This window comes from Streptomyces sp. NPDC048664, from assembly GCF_040650555.1.
GTDB lineage: Bacteria > Actinomycetota > Actinomycetes > Streptomycetales > Streptomycetaceae > Streptomyces.
In genome coordinates, this window is record NZ_JBEZHK010000003.1 from 285,083 (window position 1) to 303,433 (window position 18,351).

Consider the following 18,351-nt stretch of genomic DNA (forward strand, 5'->3'; position numbering starts at 1 on the left):
CTGCTGACAAGGGCGTGGCGCACGGGACATGATCCAGGGCATGGATCAGCTCCCCCTGCCCCTGGAGGGCATCACCGTGGTCGCCGTCGAGCAGGCCGTGGCCGCGCCGTTCGCCACCCGTCAGCTCGCGGATCTCGGGGCCCGGGTGATCAAGGTCGAGCGGGTCGACGGCGGCGACTTCGCGCGCGGCTACGACACCGCCGCGCACGGGCTCGCCTCGCACTTCGTGTGGTGCAACCGCGGCAAGGAGTCGATCGCGCTGGACCTCAAGGATCCGCGGGGACTCGACGCCGTACGGCGGCTGGTCGAGGGCGCCGACGTGTTCGTGCAGAACCTCGCGCAGGGGGCCGCGGCCCGGCTCGGGCTGGACGCGGCCACCCTGTGCGCGGCGCACCCGCGGCTGATCGCGGTGGACATCTCGGGCTACGGGGCGACGGGACCGTACGCGGACAAGCGGGCCTACGACATGCTCGTGCAGTGCGAGGCGGGCCTGGTGTCGGTCACCGGGACCCCGGAGCGGCCCACCAAGGCGGGAATCCCCGCGGCGGACATCGCCGCGGCCATGTACGCGTTCTCGGGTGTGCTCGCGGCGCTGGTGCGGCGGGGTGCGACCGGGCGCGGCGGGCCGGTGGAGATCTCCATGCTGGAGGCGCTCGCCGAATGGATGGGGCATCCGCTGCACCACACGATGCACGGCGGTACCGCCCCGGCGCGCACCGGCCTGGCGCACGCCGTCATCGCCCCGTACGACGCCTATGGGACGGCGGACGGCGGGCGGGTCCTGCTGAGCGTGCAGAACGACAGGGAGTGGCAGCGGCTCGCGACCCGGGTGCTCGGGCGGCCTGACCTCGCGACGGACCCGGCGTACGCGACGAACGCGGCCCGGGTCGCCCACCGGGCCGACACGGACGCCCTGGTCGGGAAGGCGTTGGGGGCGCTGGGCACGGACGAGGCCGTGGCCCGGCTGGAGGACGCGGGTATCGCGTGCGCGCGGCTGCGGGACCTGCGGGAGGTGGCCGGACATCCGCAGCTCGCCGCCCGGGAGCGGTGGCGGGAGACGGGAACGCCGGTGGGGCCGCTGAAGGCGCTGCTGCCTCCGATCACGCTGCCAGGCGGGGAGGAGGCGCGTATGGGGGATGTGCCCGCGCTCGGGGAGCACACCGAGACGCTGCTGCGTGCCGTGGGGATGACGGGCGAGGAGATCGCAGCGCTGCGCCGGGACGGTGTGGCGGCCTGAACGCGGGTCCTCGCCTCGCTCGAGCGCCCGCTGCTCGCGGGCGCCTCACGCGTGCGGCGCCCCGGTACGGGCGCCGTGCGGAACGCCGGTGCTCAGTGCCCGCCGAACAGCGAGCGGCGCAGTCGACGCAGCGGAGCGAAGAGCGAGACCTTGCTCACCCGCGAACTCCTGCTGCCGTGGTCGCGCGCACGGTCACGTGTGGTCAGCTCACGCATCAGCAGCGTCGCCTCGGCCACGTCGCGCTGCGGAACGGCCGGGCCGCCCAGTATCGCGAGATGGCGGTCGAGGCGCGAACTGGTCGCGCTGCTTCCGCAGGTGATCGCAGGGACCCTCGCCCTGCTACGCATTGCTATCTGTTCCATGTCACTCCCCACCCGTACGAGTCCACCCGGCCCGGGCAGAGTAACCCTATCGCTCCACCACGGCACTCGTGTATCTCGGGCACGGGATTCACCTTCCGGATAAGGGTGTTGACGATCACTCGACGATTACTGTCCGAATCCGACGGACTGCAGGGCGAGTTGGACAACCGGCTGGCTGGTGGGTTGCGCCGAGCCGCCGTCGGGTTCCACGGTCACGGCGAGTGACGTCGCCGCCTTCGTCAAACCGTTCGCCACCACAGGCGTGTCGCCGTGGAACAGCCCGAGGGAGCGCGGGTGGGCGCCCGGGCGCATGAGCCAGAGCTGGTGCACGCGCCCGCCGGGCGGCGCGCCCACTCCGCTGAGGGTGACGACCGCGCGCCCCTCGGAGGCGGAGGCGATCACTCCGATTCCCCGGCCGCCGGAATCCCTCCCGCTCGTCGCGCGGACGTCCGGCGCGGCGAGAACGTGGGCGATCTCACGTGCCTGGGCACGCTCGGCGGCGAGTTCCTCGCGTGCCCGCGCGGTCTGGACGGCGAAGAGCCCGGCGACCACGAGAGCCGCCGCGGCCGTCGCGGTGACGAGCGGAGCGAACAGGGGGCGCGCACGGCGCGTTCGGGCGCGGGCGGGCAGCGGTCCCGTGCCCCACACATGCGGCGGGAGACGGGTTTCCGGTCCCCGTGCGGCGCCGGGAGCGGGCGCGGCGTCCTGGGGTGTCTCGCGTACGGCCAGGAGCACGCGGTCGCGCAGTCCGGGCGGGGCGAGGGCCGAGGTGGACCAGGCCAGGCGTACGGCGTCCTCGGCCAGGTCGCGCACGTCGGCCGCGCAGCGCGCGCAGTGCGCCAGGTGCTTCTCGAACCGCCGCCGCTCGCGGGGTTCGAGGGCGTCGAGCGCGTAGGGCGCCGCGAGCGAGTGCGGATCACCGGAGCGCAGCCGGGAGAACAGACTCATGCGGCACTTCCCAGGCATTCGCGCAGCCGGGTCAGCCCGTCGCGCATCCGTGTCTTGACCGTGCCGAGCGGCAGCGAGAGCCGCTCCGCGACCTCACGGTAGGTGTAGCCGTCGTAGTAGGCGAGCGTGACGGACTGGCGTTGCAGGGCGGTGAGCCGGTCCAGGCAGCGCCGCACCCACTCGCGCTCGAGACCGGCCTCCACCTCCTCCGCGACCTGGTCGAAGGCGGGGTGATGGGCCCGCTGCGCCTCGCGCTGCTCCCGTTCGCCGGCCGCGCGGGCGCTGCGCACCCGGTCCACGGCACGGCGGTGCGCGAGGGTGAGGACCCAGGACAGGGCGCTGCCGCGGCCAGGGTCGAACCGCGGGGCGGAGCGCCACAGTTCGAGCAGCACCTCCTGAGCCACCTCCTCCGACTGCGCCGGGTCCCGCACCACGCGCCGCACCAGGCCGAACACCGGCCCGGACACCAGTTGGTACAGCTCCTCGAAGGCCTTCTGATCGCCCCTGGCCACCAGCACCAGAAGTTCGTCCGCCCCCACCCGTCCCCTCCTCCTCGCGCTCACGCGTCCGACAGGGACACGCCGCATCGGGAGGGGATACGGATCGGCGGCGCGAAAACGCGGGTCGCGCGGGCACGGAAAGATTTTTCCCGTCCGGCCAATCCGCCCGCGGCGGTGCTCCGAATGCAGGTGCGTCAGGCAACTCGGCACGGAGGACGGACGGGATGACATCAATCTCCAGGAGCGGCCCGGGGCGCCGCGGCATCGTGGCCCTCATATGCGGCGCGCTGGCGGCCGGGGGTCTCGCGGCCGCCGGCGTGAGCGTGCTGGAACCCGGGACGGCCTCGGCCTCCTCGCACCGCGAGGCACCGCTGATCTCGGGGCAGCCGCAGTACGACAACACCGACCTGTACGCGTTCGTGAGCCCCGACAAGCCGGACACGACGACGCTCATCGCGAACTTCGTGCCGTTCGAGGATCCCGCGGGCGGCCCCAACTTCTACACGTTCGCGGACGACGCCCAGTACGACCTCCACGTCGACAGCGACGGCGACGCCCAGGGGGACCTGCTCTTCCGCTACACCTTCACGACGCACCGGAAGAACGGCGACACCTTCCTCTACAACACGGGGCCCGTCACCAGCCTCGACGACCCGGACCTGAACATCACGCAGACGTACGACGTCGACATGATCAGGCTGCACAAGCAGAAGGTGATGTCGCGCACGAGGATCGCCGACGACGTGCCGGTGGCGCCCTCCGACGTCGGCAAGGCGTCCATGCCGGACTACGGCTCGCTGCGCGACCACGCCGTCCACCCGCTCGCGAACGGCGCGACGACCTTCGCCGGGCAGGCGGACGACCCCTTCTTCGCGGACCTGCGCGTCTTCGACCTGCTGTACGGCGGGAACCTGTCGGAGGTCGGCCGGGACACGCTGAAGGAGTACAACGTCAACTCCCTCGCCCTGCAGGTGCCGAACGACCTCATCCGGGAGTCGGCGCACCAGCCCGTGGTCGGCGTCTGGTCGACGGTCCAGCGCAAGGACGCCCGCGGGGACTGGTCGCAGGTCTCCCGGCTCGGCAATCCGCTCGTCAACGAGGTCGTCAACCCGCAGAAGGACAAGGACAAGTTCAACGCGTCCGCGCCGTGGGACGACGCGCAGTTCCTGAAGAACGTGACCGAACCCGAACTGCCCAAGCTCATCGAGGCGATCTACAAGATCAAGGCGCCGGCCGAGCCGCGCAACGACCTCGTGGACGTCTTCCTCAAGGGTGTGAAGGGGCTGAACCAGCCGCCCCATGTGAAGCCCGCGGAGGAGCTGCGGCTCAACACCTCCGTCAAACCCACCGCCGAGCCGAAGCGGCTCGGGGTGCTCGACGGTGACAACGCCGGCTTCCCGAACGGGCGGCGGCTCGGTGACGACGTGATCGACGAGGCGCTCCAGGTGATGGAGGGCGAACTGGTCGGGTCCAAGAACGACCTCGGTGACGCGGTCGACGCGAACGACCAGAAGTTCGGGCACTCCTTCCCGTACCTGGCCGAGCCGACCTCCGGTTCTCGGGGTCCGCTCGCCAAGGGCACCGGCGACAGCGTGCGCAACCAGCTCGGGGACGGGCTGCTGCCGACCGGCTCCCAGGGCCCCGACACCGCGCTGATCGCGAGTTCCGCGGCGGCGGGCGTGGCGGGGGTGCTGCTGATCGGCACCGCGGTGATGTGGTGGCGGCGCCGCAGCACCCGCTACCGCGCCTACTGACCCGCCTCGACCGGCGCGGCCCGTCCCCCCATCCCCTCACGGCGCGGGCCGCGCCCCCCTTCCACGGACACCTGCCAGACAGAGGAGAGGGATGTCCCCGCGCACGACCGACCCCACCCCCGAGCCCGTCACGAAGCCCGCCCCGGAGGACACTCCGGCAGGCGGCGCCCGGGCCGACGAGCCGACGCCCCCGCCGGTGGAGCCGCCGGAGACCACGCCCGCCCCGCCCCGCGCCCCCGACGACCTGCCGGCGGCCACACCGCAGCACACGCCGACGGCCGCGACCGCGGGCCCCCGAACGGGCGGCCCGACTGGCGCCGCAGGCAACCTGTCGGCCGAGCCGAAGGACACGTCCTCCATCGCGACCACGGGTACCCGAACAGGTGGACCGGCGACCGAACGCACCGACGCCTCGGCGCCCCCGCCGGCAGGCGAACCCACCGACACCCCGGCGGACGGCACGACTTGCGGCCCCGGCGACCTGTCGGCCGAGCCGAAGGACACGTCCTCGGGGGCCGAGTGTGCGGGCGGGGGCGGGGCCGCGCGGGTGGACGTGTTGCGGCGGTACGCCGCCTCGGCGCGGCGGTGGCGGCTCGGGGGCCTCGCCGCCCTTCTCGCCGTGGCCCTCACCGCCGGCGCGGTGGCCGTCTCGACCGCGCGGGACGGCGGCGGCGCGGCACCCCTCGCCGCCTCACCCGACGGGATCTCACCCGAACTGCTCGCCGGGAACGACCTCGACGCGAGCATCCGCGCGCTCCAGGCCCATCTGCGCGCCCAGCCGCGCGACCACGGCGGCTGGGCGACCCTGGGCCTGGCCTACGTCGAACAGGCCCGCACCAAGGGCGACCCGTCCCGCTACCCGCAGGCGCAACGCGCACTCGACCAGGCACTCAGGCTGAGCCCCGACAGCGACGCCGCCCTGTGCGGCCGGGCCGCCCTCGCCGCGGCCCGCCACGACTTCACCGGCGCCCTCGCCTACGCGGACCGGGCCCTCGCCCAGAACCCCTACAGCGAGCGCGCCCTGTCCTCCCGCATCGACGCGCTCGTCGAACTCGGCCGCTACGACGAGGCGTCGAAGGCCGCCGACCTGGCCGACTCACGCCACCCCGGTGTCCCCGTCTTCACCCGCTACGCCTACGTCCACGAACTGCGCGGCGACGTGACGACCGCCCGCCGCGTCCTCGAACAGGCCCTGTCCTCCGCCACCTCGCGCGGCGACATCGCCTACGTGGCGGCCGCGCTCGGACAACTCGCCTGGAACCAGGGCGACTACACGAGCGCGCGGCGCCACTACGCCCGCGCCCTGGCCGCCGACGACACCTATCTGCCCGCGTTGGAGGGCCGCGCCCGTACCCAGGCCGCCCTGGGCCACCCGGCGGACGCCATCCGCGGCATGGAGCAGGTCGTGGAGCGCTATCCGCTCCCTCAACCGTTGGTGGAACTGGGTGAGTTGTACGAGGCGCGCGGACGGGCGGGGGACCTGGCCAAGGCCCGCGACCAGTACTCCCTCGTGGACGCCTGGGTCGCGTTGGCGCGCGCCAACGGTGTGGACGCCGACCTGGACACCGCCCTGGCCGCCGCCGACCACGGCGACCGCACGGCCGCGCTGAGGGCCGCGCGCGCCGAGTGGGCGCGCCGGCACACCGTGCACACGGCGGACGCCCTCGCCTGGGCGCTGCACGTCAACGGCCTCGATGAGCAGGCCCTCCCCTACGCCCGCCGGGCCACGGCCACCGGCTTTCGCAACGCGACGTTCCTCTACCACCGCGGCATGATCGAGCGGGCCGCCGGCCACCCCGGCCAGGCCCGCGCCGCACTCGCCGCGGCTCTGCGGCTCAACCCCGGTTTCTCGCCGCTGGGCGCGCGGACGGCCCGCAGGACGCTGGAGGCGATGAAGTGAGCCCTCGGCGTCTGTTCGCCTCCGCTGCCGCCGTCCTGACGGCCCTGTGCGCCCTCGTCCTCGTCCCGGCCGGCACCGCGAGCGCCCATCCGCTGGGCAACTTCACCGTGAACCGGTACGACGGCCTGATCGTCGCCCCTGGGCGGTTGCGCGTGGACCATGTGGAGGACCTCGCGGAGATCCCGGCGACCCAGGCCGAGCCGGACATCTCCCGGCTCGGCCTGACCGGGTGGGCCCGGCAGCGGTGCGCGAGGGCGGCCGAGGGCGGCCGGGTCACCGTGTCGGGCCGTACGGTCGCGCTGGGCGTCGGCACGAGCCGCGCCCGGGTCCGGCCGGGTCAGGCGGGTCTGCACACCCTGCGCGTCGAGTGCGCGCTGACGGCGCCCCTGCCCGGGAGCGGCGCCCTGACGCTCGGCTTCCGCAGCGCCGGCGTGGCGACGGGACCGGGCTGGCGGGAGATCACGGCACGCGGTGACCGTACGACCCTCGCCGCGTCGAACGTGCCGAGGACCTCCGTGTCGCACGAACTGACCAGCTACCCGGCCGGGTTGCTCTCCTCCCCCGCGGACACGGTCGCGGCGTCCCTGCGGGTGCGGCCCGGCGGGCCCGCCCTCGCGGACTCCGCCGCCGACCGGCGACGGGACGCACCGGCCGCGTCCGTCCTGCCGCGCGGCGCCGACCGCTGGACCATGGCGCTCGACCACCTGGTCGCCCGGCACGACCTGACCGTCCGGTTCGCCGCGCTGGCCCTGGTCATCGCGATCGGCCTCGGCGCTCTGCACGCGCTCGCACCGGGCCACGGCAAGACCCTGATGGCGGCCGCCGCGGCGGCGCGCGGCGGCCGCGCGGGGCTCAGGGACGTCCTGCCGCTCGCCGCCTCGGTGACGGTCACCCACACCCTGGGCGTCGTCGCCCTCGGCCTGCTGGTGACGGCCGGCTCGGCCGCCGCGCCCTCGGTGATCGCCTGGCTCGGCCTGGCCAGCGGTGTGTTCGTCACCCTGGCGGGCGCCTCCCTGCTCCGCCGTGCCCTGCGCAACCGCGCCCGGGAACACGCCCTTGACCACCACCCGCACGGCCACAGCCACAGCCACGAGCACACGCACGAGGAACACGAGCACGGCCACGGCCACGGCCACAGTCATGAGCACGGCCACGAGCACCCCCACGCCCATGGCGTCCCCCACACCCACGGCGGCGTCACCCACACGCACCCCGTCGCCCCCACGCTCCGGGGCACGCTCCTGCTCGGCTTCGCCGGAGGTCTGGTGCCCAGTCCCTCCGCCGTCGTGGTCCTCGTCGGTGCCGCCGCCCTGGGCCAGGCCTGGTTCGGGCTGCTGCTCGTCGTCGCGTACGGCGCCGGGCTCGCCCTGACGCTGTCGGCGGCGGGGTTCGCGGTGGTCAAGCTGGGCAGCGGGGTGAACCGCGTACTCGACCGGCGCCCGCGCTGGGCCTCGGGACCCCTGGCCGCGCTGGTGCGCCGGACCGCTCCCCTGGGCTCCGCCGTCGCCGTCGTGGTCCTCGGGGCCGGGCTCGTGTTCAAGGGGGCGGCATCCGCACTCGGTTGAGCTACTTTTCCAAGGAGAAGGCACGCGGAACGGATCCGCTGGGCGGGGACGTCGCGCGATGGCGACAGGGGGACGCCCGTGTCCGAAGAACGAGACCGTGAACGTGTGGTCGCGGGACGCTACCGGCTGCTCTCCCCTCTCGGGCAGGGCGGTATGGGGACGGTGTGGCGCGCCCGGGACGAGGTGCTGCGCCGCGAGGTCGCCGTCAAGGAGGTGCGGGCCCCGGCCGGGCTGCCGTCGCCCGAGGTCGAGCGCATGTACACCCGGCTGGAGCGCGAGGCCTGGGCCGCCGCCCGGGTGGCGAACCGGAACGTGGTGACCGTCTACGACGTGGCCCACGAGGACGGCCGCCCCTGGATCGCGATGGAGCTGATCCGCGGCATCTCCCTGTCGGACCAGCTGGACGCGGAGGGCCCCCTGTCCCCGCAGCGCGCCGCGCACGTCGGTGCGGAGGTGCTGTCCGCGCTGCGCGCGGCGCACGCGGCGGGGGTGCTGCACCGCGACGTGAAGCCGGGCAACGTGCTGCTGGCCAACGACGGCCGGGTGGTCCTGACCGACTTCGGGATCGCCACGGTCGAGGGAAGCTCCGCGCTCACCATGACCGGCGAGGTCATCGGCTCCCCCGAGTTCCTCGCGCCCGAGCGCGCTCTGGGCCGCACCCCGGGCCCCGAGTCCGACCTGTGGTCGCTCGGCGTGCTGCTGTACGCGGCGGTGGAGGGCGCTTCGCCGTTCCGGCAGAACACCCCGCTGAGCACCTTGCGGGCGGTCGTGGACGAGGAGTTGCCGCCGCCGCGCCGGGCCGGGCCGCTGGCCCCGGTGATCGGGGGCCTGCTGCGCAAGGACCCCGCCGAGCGCACGTCGGCCGCGGAGGCCGAGCGGGACCTGCGGCTGATCGGCGCGGGCGGCACCCCGCGCACGGGGTCGCCCGGGTTCGCGGCGACGGTCGCGGCGCACCCGGGCGGACCGCCGACGCCCCCGCGCCCGGCCCCGGTGGCCGGCTCCACCGCCCGCCTCCCGGGACCGGCCGCCGCCCCGCCGCCCTCGCGCGGGCGAGGCGCCACCGTGTTCCTGATCGCGGGTCTGGCCGCGCTCGTGCTCGCGGTGGCGGGGCTGACGTACGCCCTGGTGGACCAGGGTGCCGGCGGCGGCGCGCACGGGAGTGCGGGCGGCGCCTCGCCGCGCCACGAGAGCACCGCGGCCACCGGTGGCGGGAGTTCCCCGCCCGACCCGTCACCCAGCCGCGGTCCCACGGACGCGAGCGGCGGCGGTCAGGGCCGGACGACGCGTCCGGCCGCACCGTCGGTCCAGGTGTCCGTGACGGGCACGCACACCGACTACTCCGGCACCTGCCCTCCGCCGGACGCCGAGGCCCCGCGCTTCACGGCGGTCTTCACCGTGAGCCGGGTGCCGGCCGAGGTGTCGTACCGCTGGGTGACGGCGTCCGGGCAGGTCTCGGACGCGGGATGGAAGACGCTGTCGTTCCCGGCGGGCGGCGGGCGGACCCAGCAGCGGCAGATCGTCGTCACCACCTATGACGCGGGCGGTTCGGTGCACAACGAGATCGGTGTCGAGGTGCGCGCACCGGTCCATGTCACCTCCGCCACCGTGCCGTTCTCGGTCACCTGCGCGACGGGGACCCCGTCGGTCGGAGCCTCCCCGTCGGTGTCGTGACGGACCGGACGCCGCCGACAACTCTCGTACCGGTGTTCCCTGTTCGCACCACGGTTCCCGACAGGTCGCCCGATCGCGGGGAACACGTGTTCAGAGCGCACCGAGAACGTGCGGGGGTCGCCTCCGCGTCTTGACGACGCCCCGCCCGCTGCGCGACATTGAAGCCCGGCATCCGGCGCTTCGGGGGGCAAAGTCGCCAATGCAGACCTTAGGCATCAACCCACCGTCATCAGGCGAGGACGGGCGGCCGGAACCGGGTCCGAAGAGGGATCCGGGCAGGGACCCGCTTCCTCTGCTCGGGGGCGCGGCGCTCGCCGTCGCGGGGATCGGCGCGAGCCTCGCCCTCGCCGACGTCGACTCACCTCTGCGCGGCCCGTTCACGCTGTTCTTCCTGCTCGCCGCACCGGCGACCGCCATCGGCGCGGCCCTGCGGGGCGTCGACCCGTTCGCCCGCGCGGTGGTGTCCGTCGCGGGGGCGATGGCACTGGACCTGCTGGTCGCGCAGGGCATGCTGGCGGCCCACCGCTGGTCGGTCGACGGTGGGGTCGCCGCGGTGACCGTGATCAGCTCCCTGGTTCTCCTGCTGGTACTGGTACGGCGGCGGCGCGGCCGTACGGCGAGAAGACGGGCCTGACAGACGTGGACATCAGCGTGTACCGCCCCGGCGAGCTCACCGCCGCCGACCGGACGGCGTGGACGGCCTTGCAGTCGAAGGCCCACCTCAACGGCTCGCCCGAGCTGGCGAACCCGTTCCTGTCCCCCGAGTTCACGCTCGCCGTCGGGCGTGCGAGACGGGGGACGCGGATCGCCGTCGTACGGGAGGACGGGGAGCCGGCCGCCTTCTTCCCGTTCCAGAGAACCGCGGCCGGCGTCGGCCGGGCCATCGGCCTCGGCGTCTCGGACTGCCAGGGTCTCGTGCACCGGCCCGACTTCACCTGGGACGCGCGCCAACTGCTGCGGGCCTGCGGGCTCTTTGTCTGGGAGTTCGACCATCTGGTCCAGGGCCAGCCGCCGTTCGAGGCCTCGGCCTCCGGCAGCTTCCCGTCCCCGGTCATGGACGTCGACCGGGGGTACGACGTCTATCTGCGTGAACTGCGCGCGAAGTCACCGAAGTTCACCCGTACGACGCTCGCCAAGGAGCGCAGGCTCGGGCGCGACGCGGGCGAGGTGCGCTACGTCCACGACGAGCGCGACCCTGCCGCCCTGAACACCCTGACGGCCTGGAAGTCCGCGCAGTACCGCCGGACGGGGCGCAGCGACCGCTTCGCGCACCCCTGGATCAACGAGCTGGTGCAGCAGCTCTTCCACACCCGCTCGGAGCCCTTCGCGGGCGTCCTGTCGGTTCTCTACGCGGGCACGCGGCCGATCGCCGCGCACTTCGGGCTGCGCACCGAGCGGGTGCTGGCCTGCTGGTTCCCGGCCTACGACCCGGCGTACGCGAAGTACTCGCCCGGACTGATCCTGCATCTGCGGATGGCCGAGGCGGCCGCCGCCGACGGCATCGCCTATCTGGATCTGGGGCGCGGCCAGAAGGAATACAAGGACTCCCTCAAGACACGGGACATCATGGTGTCGGAGGGGTGGGTGACCAGACGTCACCCGATCGCGTTCGGACACAGGGCGCGCCGCGCCCCGGTCCGGGCACTGCGCAATGTGGTGCTGTCACGGCCGGCGCTCTTCGAACCGGCCGACAAGATCCTGAAAAGGGTTGGGGAAATCCGTTCGAAGGGTTGACTTGGGTCCGTCCCGCCAAAAGCGAGGGACGCGTTCCGGGTATTGCCCTAAAGTCGCCATCGTCAATACCGTCATACATCAACCCGGATCGGGCCATCATCAAGCGGCTCCAGGGGAGGGCTCAGGTTCCGCGATGGTTCCGGACGGGGCGCGGTAGGGGGGTGCCGTGCTCGGCGACGGAAGTCGTACGAGTCGTGCCGCGCGGTCGACTGCCGCTTTTCCGGCAGACGGCAAGCTTTGCCAGCTCACCAGTCGGCGTGCACGGAGATCCATTTCGGCATGCCGTCGGTGAGAGACCCCCCTTTCGAACCGGACCAATAACCGGACCTTCCGGGGGCGGACGGTCCACCGGACGAGAGGGACAAGAATCATGAGTTCAGTTCTGCGCCCTGCGGTTTCGGATCAAGGCACTTTGACGCAGGGCCCGTACCGACCGATCTCCTCCCACCTGGCCATCGCGCCGCCGGTGAGCGTGGTGATTCCCGCCATGAACGAGGCGGAGAATCTCCCCTACGTCTTCAAGACACTTCCCGACTGGATTCACGAAGTGGTTCTCGTGGACGGCAATTCCACCGACGACACCGTCGACGTCGCCCGCGCTCTGTGGCCTCAGGTGCGGGTGGTCGCACAGCGCGGCAAGGGCAAGGGGGACGCCCTGATCACCGGCTTCGAGGCGTGCACCGGCGACATCATCGTCATGGTCGACGCCGACGGCTCGGCCGACGGCCAGGAGATCGTCAGCTATGTGTCCGCGCTGGTGTCGGGCGCCGACTTCGCGAAGGGCTCGCGCTTCGCGAACGGCGGGGGCACCTCCGACATGACACCGATCCGCAAACTGGGCAACCGGGTGCTGTGCGGACTCGTCAACGCCAAGTTCGGCGCCCGCTACACCGATCTCTGCTACGGCTACAACGCGTTCTGGCGGCACTGCCTCGACAAGATCGACCTCGACTGCACCGGCTTCGAGGTCGAGACGCTGATGAACATCCGGGTGGTCAAGGCCGGCCTGAAGGTGCAGGAGATCCCGAGCCACGAGTACCTCCGCATCCACGGCGCGAGCAACCTGCGCGCGGTGCGGGACGGGCTGCGGGTGCTCAGGGTGATCCTCAGGGAGCGGTCCAACCGGCGTGCCCTGCGCCGCCGGCCGCGCGCCGTGGCGCTCGACTCCGGCCGGGGAGAGCTGACGTGAGCGACGCGGACATCTCCGTGGTGATCTGCGTCTACACCGAGGACCGCTGGGAGGACATCCTCGCGGCGGTCTCCTCGGTGCGGGCGCAGTCCCGTCCCGCGCGGGAGACGCTGCTGGTCGTGGACCACAACGTGGCCCTCCTGGACCGGCTGGCCCGGGAGTACAAGGAGGACACGGCGGTCCGGGTGCTCGCCAACGCGGGCCCCCGCGGCCTCTCCGCGGGCCGCAACACCGGGATCGCGGCCTCCCACGGCGGGATCATCGCGTTCCTGGACGACGACGCCGTGGCCGAACGGGACTGGCTCAGGCACTTCGCCGAGGGCTACGAGAACCCCGCCGTCATGGCGGTCGGCGGCCGGACGGTGCCCGTGTGGGCGTCGGGCCGCCGGCCCCTGTGGTTCCCGGAGGAGTTCGACTGGGTGGTGGGCTGCACCTACCGGGGCCTGCCGCCCGGCCGGGTCCGGGTGCGCAACGTGCTGGGCGGCAACGCGTCGTTCAGACGTACGGCCTTCGAGGCGGCGGGCGGCTTCGCCACGGGCATCGGGCGCGACGGCGACAGACGCCCGCTGGGCTGCGAGGAGACGGAGCTGTGCATCCGCCTCACCCGGGCCAGACCCGACGCGATCCTGCTCATCGACGACCGCGCGGTGATCCACCACCGGGTGCCGGAGCCACGCGAGCACTTCGCCTACTTCCGCACCCGCACCTACGCCGAAGGCCTGTCCAAGGCCCTGGTGGCCCGCAGCGTCGGCTCCGCCAAAGGCCTGGAGTCGGAACGCCGCTACACCACCCGTGTCCTGCCCCGGGCAGTCGCCCGCGGGCTGCGCGACTTCCTCGTGGCCCGCCCCGGCGGGGCGGCCCGGGCCGGCGCGATCGTCGCCGGGGTGCTCACCGCCGCCGGCGGCTACGCCCTCGGAACCGTCCGGGCGGCACGCGGCGGCACCACCTTCTCGGTGGCCGCGATACCGGACGGCACACCAGGAGGCCACGGGACGGCGAACGGCGGGGCACCCGGCGGCAGCGGCGAGGGGGGCGGCCGATGAGCAGGCAGGCGGTGCCGATCCTGATGTACCACTCCGTCGCCACGGCACCCAGCGACCTGACCCGGGAGCTGTCCGTGGCCCCCGAGGCGTTCCGCGAGCAGATGGCCCAGCTCGGCGACCTGGGCTGCACCCCCCTGACCACCGCGGACCTGGCACGGCACTGGCGCCGCGATGCCCCGCTGCCGCCACGCCCCGTCCTGATCACCTTCGACGACGGCTACGAGGGCGTGCACCGGCACGCCCTCCCCGTCCTGGCCGAACACGGCTTCGCCTCCACGCTGTTCGTCTCGACCGGCTGGATCCGGGGGGAGCACGAGGGCGGGGGCGCACTGGACACCATGCTCGACTGGGACCAGGTCCGCGCCCTCGCCGCCGCCGGCACCGAGATCGGCGGGCACAGCCACACGCATCCCCAGCTCGACCAACTCGCCGACGAGGAGCTGTGGTTCGAGCTGCTGCGCTGCAAGGAGATCATCGGCGCCGAACTGGGCGCCGCCCCCGCCTCGTTCGCCTACCCGTACGGCTACTCCAGCCACCGGGTGCGCCGCACGGTGCGGGAGGCGGGCTTCGCCCAGTCCCTGGCGGTCGGCAACGCCCTCGCGCTGCGCCGCCAGGGCCCGTACGCGCTGCGCCGGGTCACCGTGCGCCGCGGCACCGGGGCCGAGGAGTTCGAGAGACTCGTGCGGGGCCGCGCCATCGCCCGCACCTTCGCCAGGGACCGCGCCCTGACCAAGGGGTACGCCGTGGTCCGCAGAGCACGACAGGTTCGCCGGAAGGCCATGCGTTCCCGTGTCTGACACGACCACCACAGCCCGGGCCCAGGACACCACGACCGAGGCCGCCCGCGGCCGGCGCCTGCGCCTGCCCGGACGCGGAGTCGGCGCAGGCGCGGGCAGCGGCAGCCCGCTGTTCCGCAACGCCTACGCGCTGATGCTCAACACCGGTATCTCCGCGGTGCTCGGCCTCGGCTACTGGCTGCTCGCGGCCCACTACTACTCGGATGCGGCGGTGGGCCAGGGCAGCGCCGCCATCGCCGCGATGAAGCTCCTGGCCGGGCTGACCGCGGTGACCCTCACCGGGGCCCTGGCCCGCTTCATCCCGGTCTCGGGGCGCGGCACCGGGCGGCTGATCTTCCTCACGTACGCGGGCAGTTGCCTGGTGGTGGCGCTCGCGGCGGGGGTCTTCCTGCTGACGCTGAACGCGTGGGGCTCCTCGTACCGGTTCCTGCACGGGCCCGGACCGGCCCTCGTCTTCGTGGTCGCCGTCGTCGCCTGGAACCTGCTCACCCTCCAGGACGGTGTGCTCACCGGGCTGCGCAACGCCCCCTGGGTGCCCGTGGGCAACACCGTGTTCTCCGCGGTCAAGCTCGCGCTGCTGGTCGCGTTCGCCGCCGCGGTCCCGGTGCTGGGTGTCTTCGTCTCCTGGGTCGCCGCCATCGCCACCTCGGTGCTGCCGCTCGGCTGGCTGGTGTTCCGGCGCCTGGTGCCCCGGCACGTCAGGGCCACCGAGGCACAGGCGAGACCGCCGACGCCGAAGGAGATCGGCCGCTTCCTGGCCGGCGACTACACCGGCTCGCTGTTCTCCCTGGCCGTGGTCTACCTCGTCCCGGTGATCGTCGCCTCGCAGGTCAGCGCCGCCGACAACGCCTACTTCTACATCACCACCACCATCGGCGGCACCACCAACCTGCTCGCGATCAACATGGGCGCCTCGCTCACCGTCGAGGGCTCGCACGACCCGGCGCGGCTCGCCGCCGACACCCGTGCCGCGCTCGGGCGCATGGCGCGGATCATGCTGCCGGTGTGCGGGCTGCTGTTCCTCGGCGCGCCCTTGATCCTGCGCGTCTTCGGCGAGGGCTACGCCCACGCGGCGACCCCGCTGCTGCGCTGGTTCGCGGTGGGAGCACTGCTGCGGGTCGTCATGGAGACCTACTTCGCGGTGCTGCGCGCCCAGAGCCGCACCCTGGGACTGGCCTGCCTCCAGGGCCTGTTGTGCGTGCTGGTCCTCGGGCTGACGCTGCTTCTCCTCCCCCGCACGGGGCTGACCGGGGCCGGGGTCGCGGAGATCTCCAGCCTCGCGGTGATCGTCGCGATCGCCGCCCCGAAGCTGTTCGGGATCGTGCGCGGCACGCCCGCGGCGCGCCAGGACGCGGCGGCGGACGGCGACCTCGCCGACCTCGGGGTGCGCGACGTCCCGGGTGCCGACCGCGCTCCCGGCCCGTCCTGGGCGAAGAAGAGGCCCGACACCGACACCCTCACGCTGGGGGTCCACGCCGACCTCGACCACCAGGAGCGCCGCCCGGACGTCCGCCCCGGACCGGGCACCGCGCCCGCCGGGACACCCGTGGCGGCCACCGGGCACGAGCCGCCGCGCCCGCCGGCCGCCGGGCGCCCGGGAGCGCGCCGGTTCCGCCCGACCCGCGCCGGGCTGCTGCTCGGCTGCCTGCTGGTCGGCGCCCTGCTGCTGTACTGGGTGCCGGCGCTCCGGCTCGACGACGCCGCCCTGGACCGGATGGGCGGGCTCGGGCTGGTCTCGGTCCTGCCGCCGCTCACCCTGGCGGGTGCCGCCGCGCTGGTCGTGGTGTTCGCCGCGCTGCTGGCGCGCGGCCGCGAGTCCCGGTTCCTGCTGGTGGCCACCCTGCTCGCCACGGTGGTGTCCCTGCACGCGCTGCCCGCCGTGATCGAGACCGAGCCGCGGTTCGCCACCGCCTGGCAGCACCTGGGGTTCCTGGACTACATCGACCGCACCGGCTCGGCCGTACCCGACCTGGACGCCCGCTGGAGCTGGCCGGGCTTCTTCGCGGCGGCGGCGTTCGTCGCCCGTGCCTGCGGGGTCGGCGATCTCACCGAGGTCATCCGCTGGTGGCCGCTGACCATCCAACTCCTCTACCTGGCGCCGATGTTCCTGCTGACGCGCTCACTCAGGGCGAGCTGGCGCGCCAGATGGGCCGGGATCTGGATCTTCGTGCTCAGCGGCTGGGTCGGCCAGGACTACTTCTCCCCGCAGGGCTTCACCTTCCTGTTCTACCTGGTGTTCGTGGCGATCCTGCTGGTGTGGTTCCGCGCCCCGCGGATGCTCTGGACGACGGTGCGGCCGGGCGAGGCCGAGGTCCAGCCGGCCTCGCGCGGGCAGCGGGCCGTGCTGCTGCTGGTGCTGACCGGGCTGTACGCGGCGAGCGTCACCGCCCATCAGCTCACCCCGTTCGTGATGCTGGGCGTGCTCGCCGTCCTCGTCCTGGTCGGCCGCTGCGAACTGCGCGGCCTGCCCGTGCTGTTCGCGGTGCTCGTCGCGTTCTGGGTCGGCTTCATGGCCGAGCCGTACTGGTCCGGGCACTTCGACGAACTCTTCGGCGGGGTAGGCGGGGTAGGCGGCAACGTGTCGACGTCCGTCTCCGGGCGCATCCAGGGCGGCGACACGACGCACAAGCTGGTGCTGTACACGCGGGTGCTGCTCGCGGGCGGTGTCATGGCCTTCGCCTGCCTGGGCTGGCTGCGGCGCCGCACGAACCGGTACCGCGAACGCTCGCTGCTCGTGCTCACCTTCGTGCCGTTCCTCGGCTTCGGCATGCAGTCGTACGGCGGTGAGATGGCTCTGCGCGTCTTCATGTTCGCGGTGCCGGGCGCGGCCCTGCTCGCCGGGCTGGCGCTGTTCCCGCGCGCCGAGGGGACGCCACGGGAGGGGACCCCGAGGCGCGCGGTCCTCGCCCCGCTGGCGGCGCTCCTGGCGGGACTGGTGCTGATGGGCGGCTTCCTGGTGGCCCGCTGGGGCAACGAGCCCTTCGAGCGGACCCGCCCGGGCGAGGTCGCGGCGATGGACTACGTGTACGCGCACGACGACCCGACGGTACGGCTGCTGTGGCTGAGCGACGACCCGGTCGAGAACGTCACGCCGGCGATGCCGTGGGGCGCCCGGGACATGGAGAAGGTGGCCTACGTGCCGGTGCTCGCGCCCCTCGATCCGGCCCGGGTGTCGAGCCTGGTCACCTCCCTCAGGGACGCGGGCCCGAACTCGTATCTGATGGTCGATGCCGGTCAGGCGACCTATCTGCGGATGGACGTGGGCTACCCGGCGGGCTGGGAGTCCCGGCTCGTCCGGGCCCTGGACGGGCGGCCTGAGCTGAGGAAGGTCCTCGCGGGCGGCGACGCGACCCTGTACGCGCTGCGCGAGCGGCCCGCGGGCGCCGTCGCTCGGCCGCGTCCGGGTCCCGTCGGGCCCCGGGTGACCTGGACCGCGTGGTCGGTCGTCGGCGGGCTCGCGGCGGGCGCGCTGGTGCTGCTGCTCATGGCGCGGGAGGTCGTACGGGTCGCGGTGCGGCCCGGGGTGCGACGGCTGCGGTGGCTCCAGGCGGGCTTCTGGTTCTCGCTGCCGCTGCTGGCGGTGCTGGTCGTGTCGCTGGTGCAGCGGTTCTGGACCCTGGGCAAGGGCTGAGCCCGGGCGGGGCTCGCGAG

The 18,351-nt window shown here is 73.6% G+C and carries 14 protein-coding genes; 11 read left to right on the forward strand and 3 right to left on the reverse strand.

The window, feature by feature from the left end:
* The first annotated feature begins 40 nt into the window (after window positions 1-40).
* The gene (locus AB0C59_RS05025; RefSeq protein WP_363001099.1) at window positions 41-1,237 is read left to right on the forward strand and encodes a CaiB/BaiF CoA-transferase family protein; all 1,197 of its coding nucleotides are present in this window, start codon (window positions 41-43) and stop codon (window positions 1,235-1,237) included.
* Window positions 1,238-1,329: 92 nt separating this feature from the next.
* On the opposite strand, the gene AB0C59_RS05030 is transcribed toward AB0C59_RS05025, so the two are convergent.
* From AB0C59_RS05030 to AB0C59_RS05040, 3 genes are all read right to left on the reverse strand, one after another.
* Entirely contained in the window at window positions 1,330-1,599 is a 270-nt protein-coding gene (locus AB0C59_RS05030; protein WP_363001101.1) for a hypothetical protein, read from the reverse strand.
* Window positions 1,600-1,725: 126 nt separating this feature from the next.
* On the reverse strand, window positions 1,726-2,547 hold the full coding sequence (locus tag AB0C59_RS05035; RefSeq protein WP_363001102.1) for an anti-sigma factor: 822 nt from the start codon (window positions 2,545-2,547) through the stop codon (window positions 1,726-1,728).
* On the reverse strand, window positions 2,544-3,086 hold the full coding sequence (locus tag AB0C59_RS05040; RefSeq protein ID WP_363001104.1) for a sigma-70 family RNA polymerase sigma factor: 543 nt from the start codon (window positions 3,084-3,086) through the stop codon (window positions 2,544-2,546). The genes AB0C59_RS05035 and AB0C59_RS05040 overlap by 4 nt, the downstream gene beginning before the upstream one ends.
* A gap of 185 nt (window positions 3,087-3,271) precedes the next feature.
* Here AB0C59_RS05040 and AB0C59_RS05045 point away from each other — a divergent pair, with 185 nt between their 5' ends.
* The 10 genes from AB0C59_RS05045 (at window position 3,272) to AB0C59_RS05090 (ending at window position 18,331) form a co-directional block, all read left to right on the forward strand.
* Complete coding sequence (locus tag AB0C59_RS05045; RefSeq protein WP_363001106.1) at window positions 3,272-4,801, forward strand: DUF4331 domain-containing protein; 1,530 nt, start codon at window positions 3,272-3,274, stop codon at window positions 4,799-4,801.
* Between the two features lie 91 nt (window positions 4,802-4,892).
* Window positions 4,893-6,701, forward strand: a complete 1,809-nt coding sequence (locus AB0C59_RS05050; RefSeq protein WP_363001108.1) for a tetratricopeptide repeat protein — start codon at window positions 4,893-4,895, stop codon at window positions 6,699-6,701.
* Entirely contained in the window at window positions 6,698-8,266 is a 1,569-nt protein-coding gene (locus tag AB0C59_RS05055) for a nickel transporter (RefSeq protein ID WP_363001110.1), read from the forward strand. The genes AB0C59_RS05050 and AB0C59_RS05055 overlap by 4 nt, the downstream gene beginning before the upstream one ends.
* 78 nt (window positions 8,267-8,344) lie before the next feature.
* Window positions 8,345-9,937 (forward strand): serine/threonine-protein kinase, encoded by a 1,593-nt coding sequence (locus tag AB0C59_RS05060; RefSeq protein ID WP_363001112.1) that lies wholly within the window; start codon window positions 8,345-8,347, stop codon window positions 9,935-9,937.
* A 199-nt stretch (window positions 9,938-10,136) separates the two neighbouring features.
* Entirely contained in the window at window positions 10,137-10,571 is a 435-nt protein-coding gene (locus AB0C59_RS05065; protein WP_363001114.1) for a hypothetical protein, read from the forward strand.
* Window positions 10,572-10,576: 5 nt separating this feature from the next.
* On the forward strand, window positions 10,577-11,671 hold the full coding sequence (locus tag AB0C59_RS05070) for a GNAT family N-acetyltransferase (protein ID WP_363001115.1): 1,095 nt from the start codon (window positions 10,577-10,579) through the stop codon (window positions 11,669-11,671).
* 370 nt (window positions 11,672-12,041) lie between these two features.
* Window positions 12,042-12,860 (forward strand): glycosyltransferase family 2 protein, encoded by an 819-nt coding sequence (locus AB0C59_RS05075; RefSeq protein WP_363001117.1) that lies wholly within the window; start codon window positions 12,042-12,044, stop codon window positions 12,858-12,860.
* Window positions 12,857-13,903, forward strand: coding sequence for a glycosyltransferase family 2 protein (locus tag AB0C59_RS05080; RefSeq protein ID WP_363001119.1), 1,047 nt, complete (start codon window positions 12,857-12,859; stop codon window positions 13,901-13,903). Before AB0C59_RS05075 ends, AB0C59_RS05080 begins: the two co-directional genes overlap by 4 nt.
* Complete coding sequence (locus AB0C59_RS05085) at window positions 13,900-14,700, forward strand: polysaccharide deacetylase family protein (protein ID WP_363001121.1); 801 nt, start codon at window positions 13,900-13,902, stop codon at window positions 14,698-14,700. The genes AB0C59_RS05080 and AB0C59_RS05085 overlap by 4 nt, the downstream gene beginning before the upstream one ends.
* Window positions 14,693-18,331, forward strand: a complete 3,639-nt coding sequence (locus tag AB0C59_RS05090) for a lipopolysaccharide biosynthesis protein (RefSeq protein ID WP_363001123.1) — start codon at window positions 14,693-14,695, stop codon at window positions 18,329-18,331. Before AB0C59_RS05085 ends, AB0C59_RS05090 begins: the two co-directional genes overlap by 8 nt.
* Window positions 18,332-18,351 lie beyond the last annotated feature (20 nt).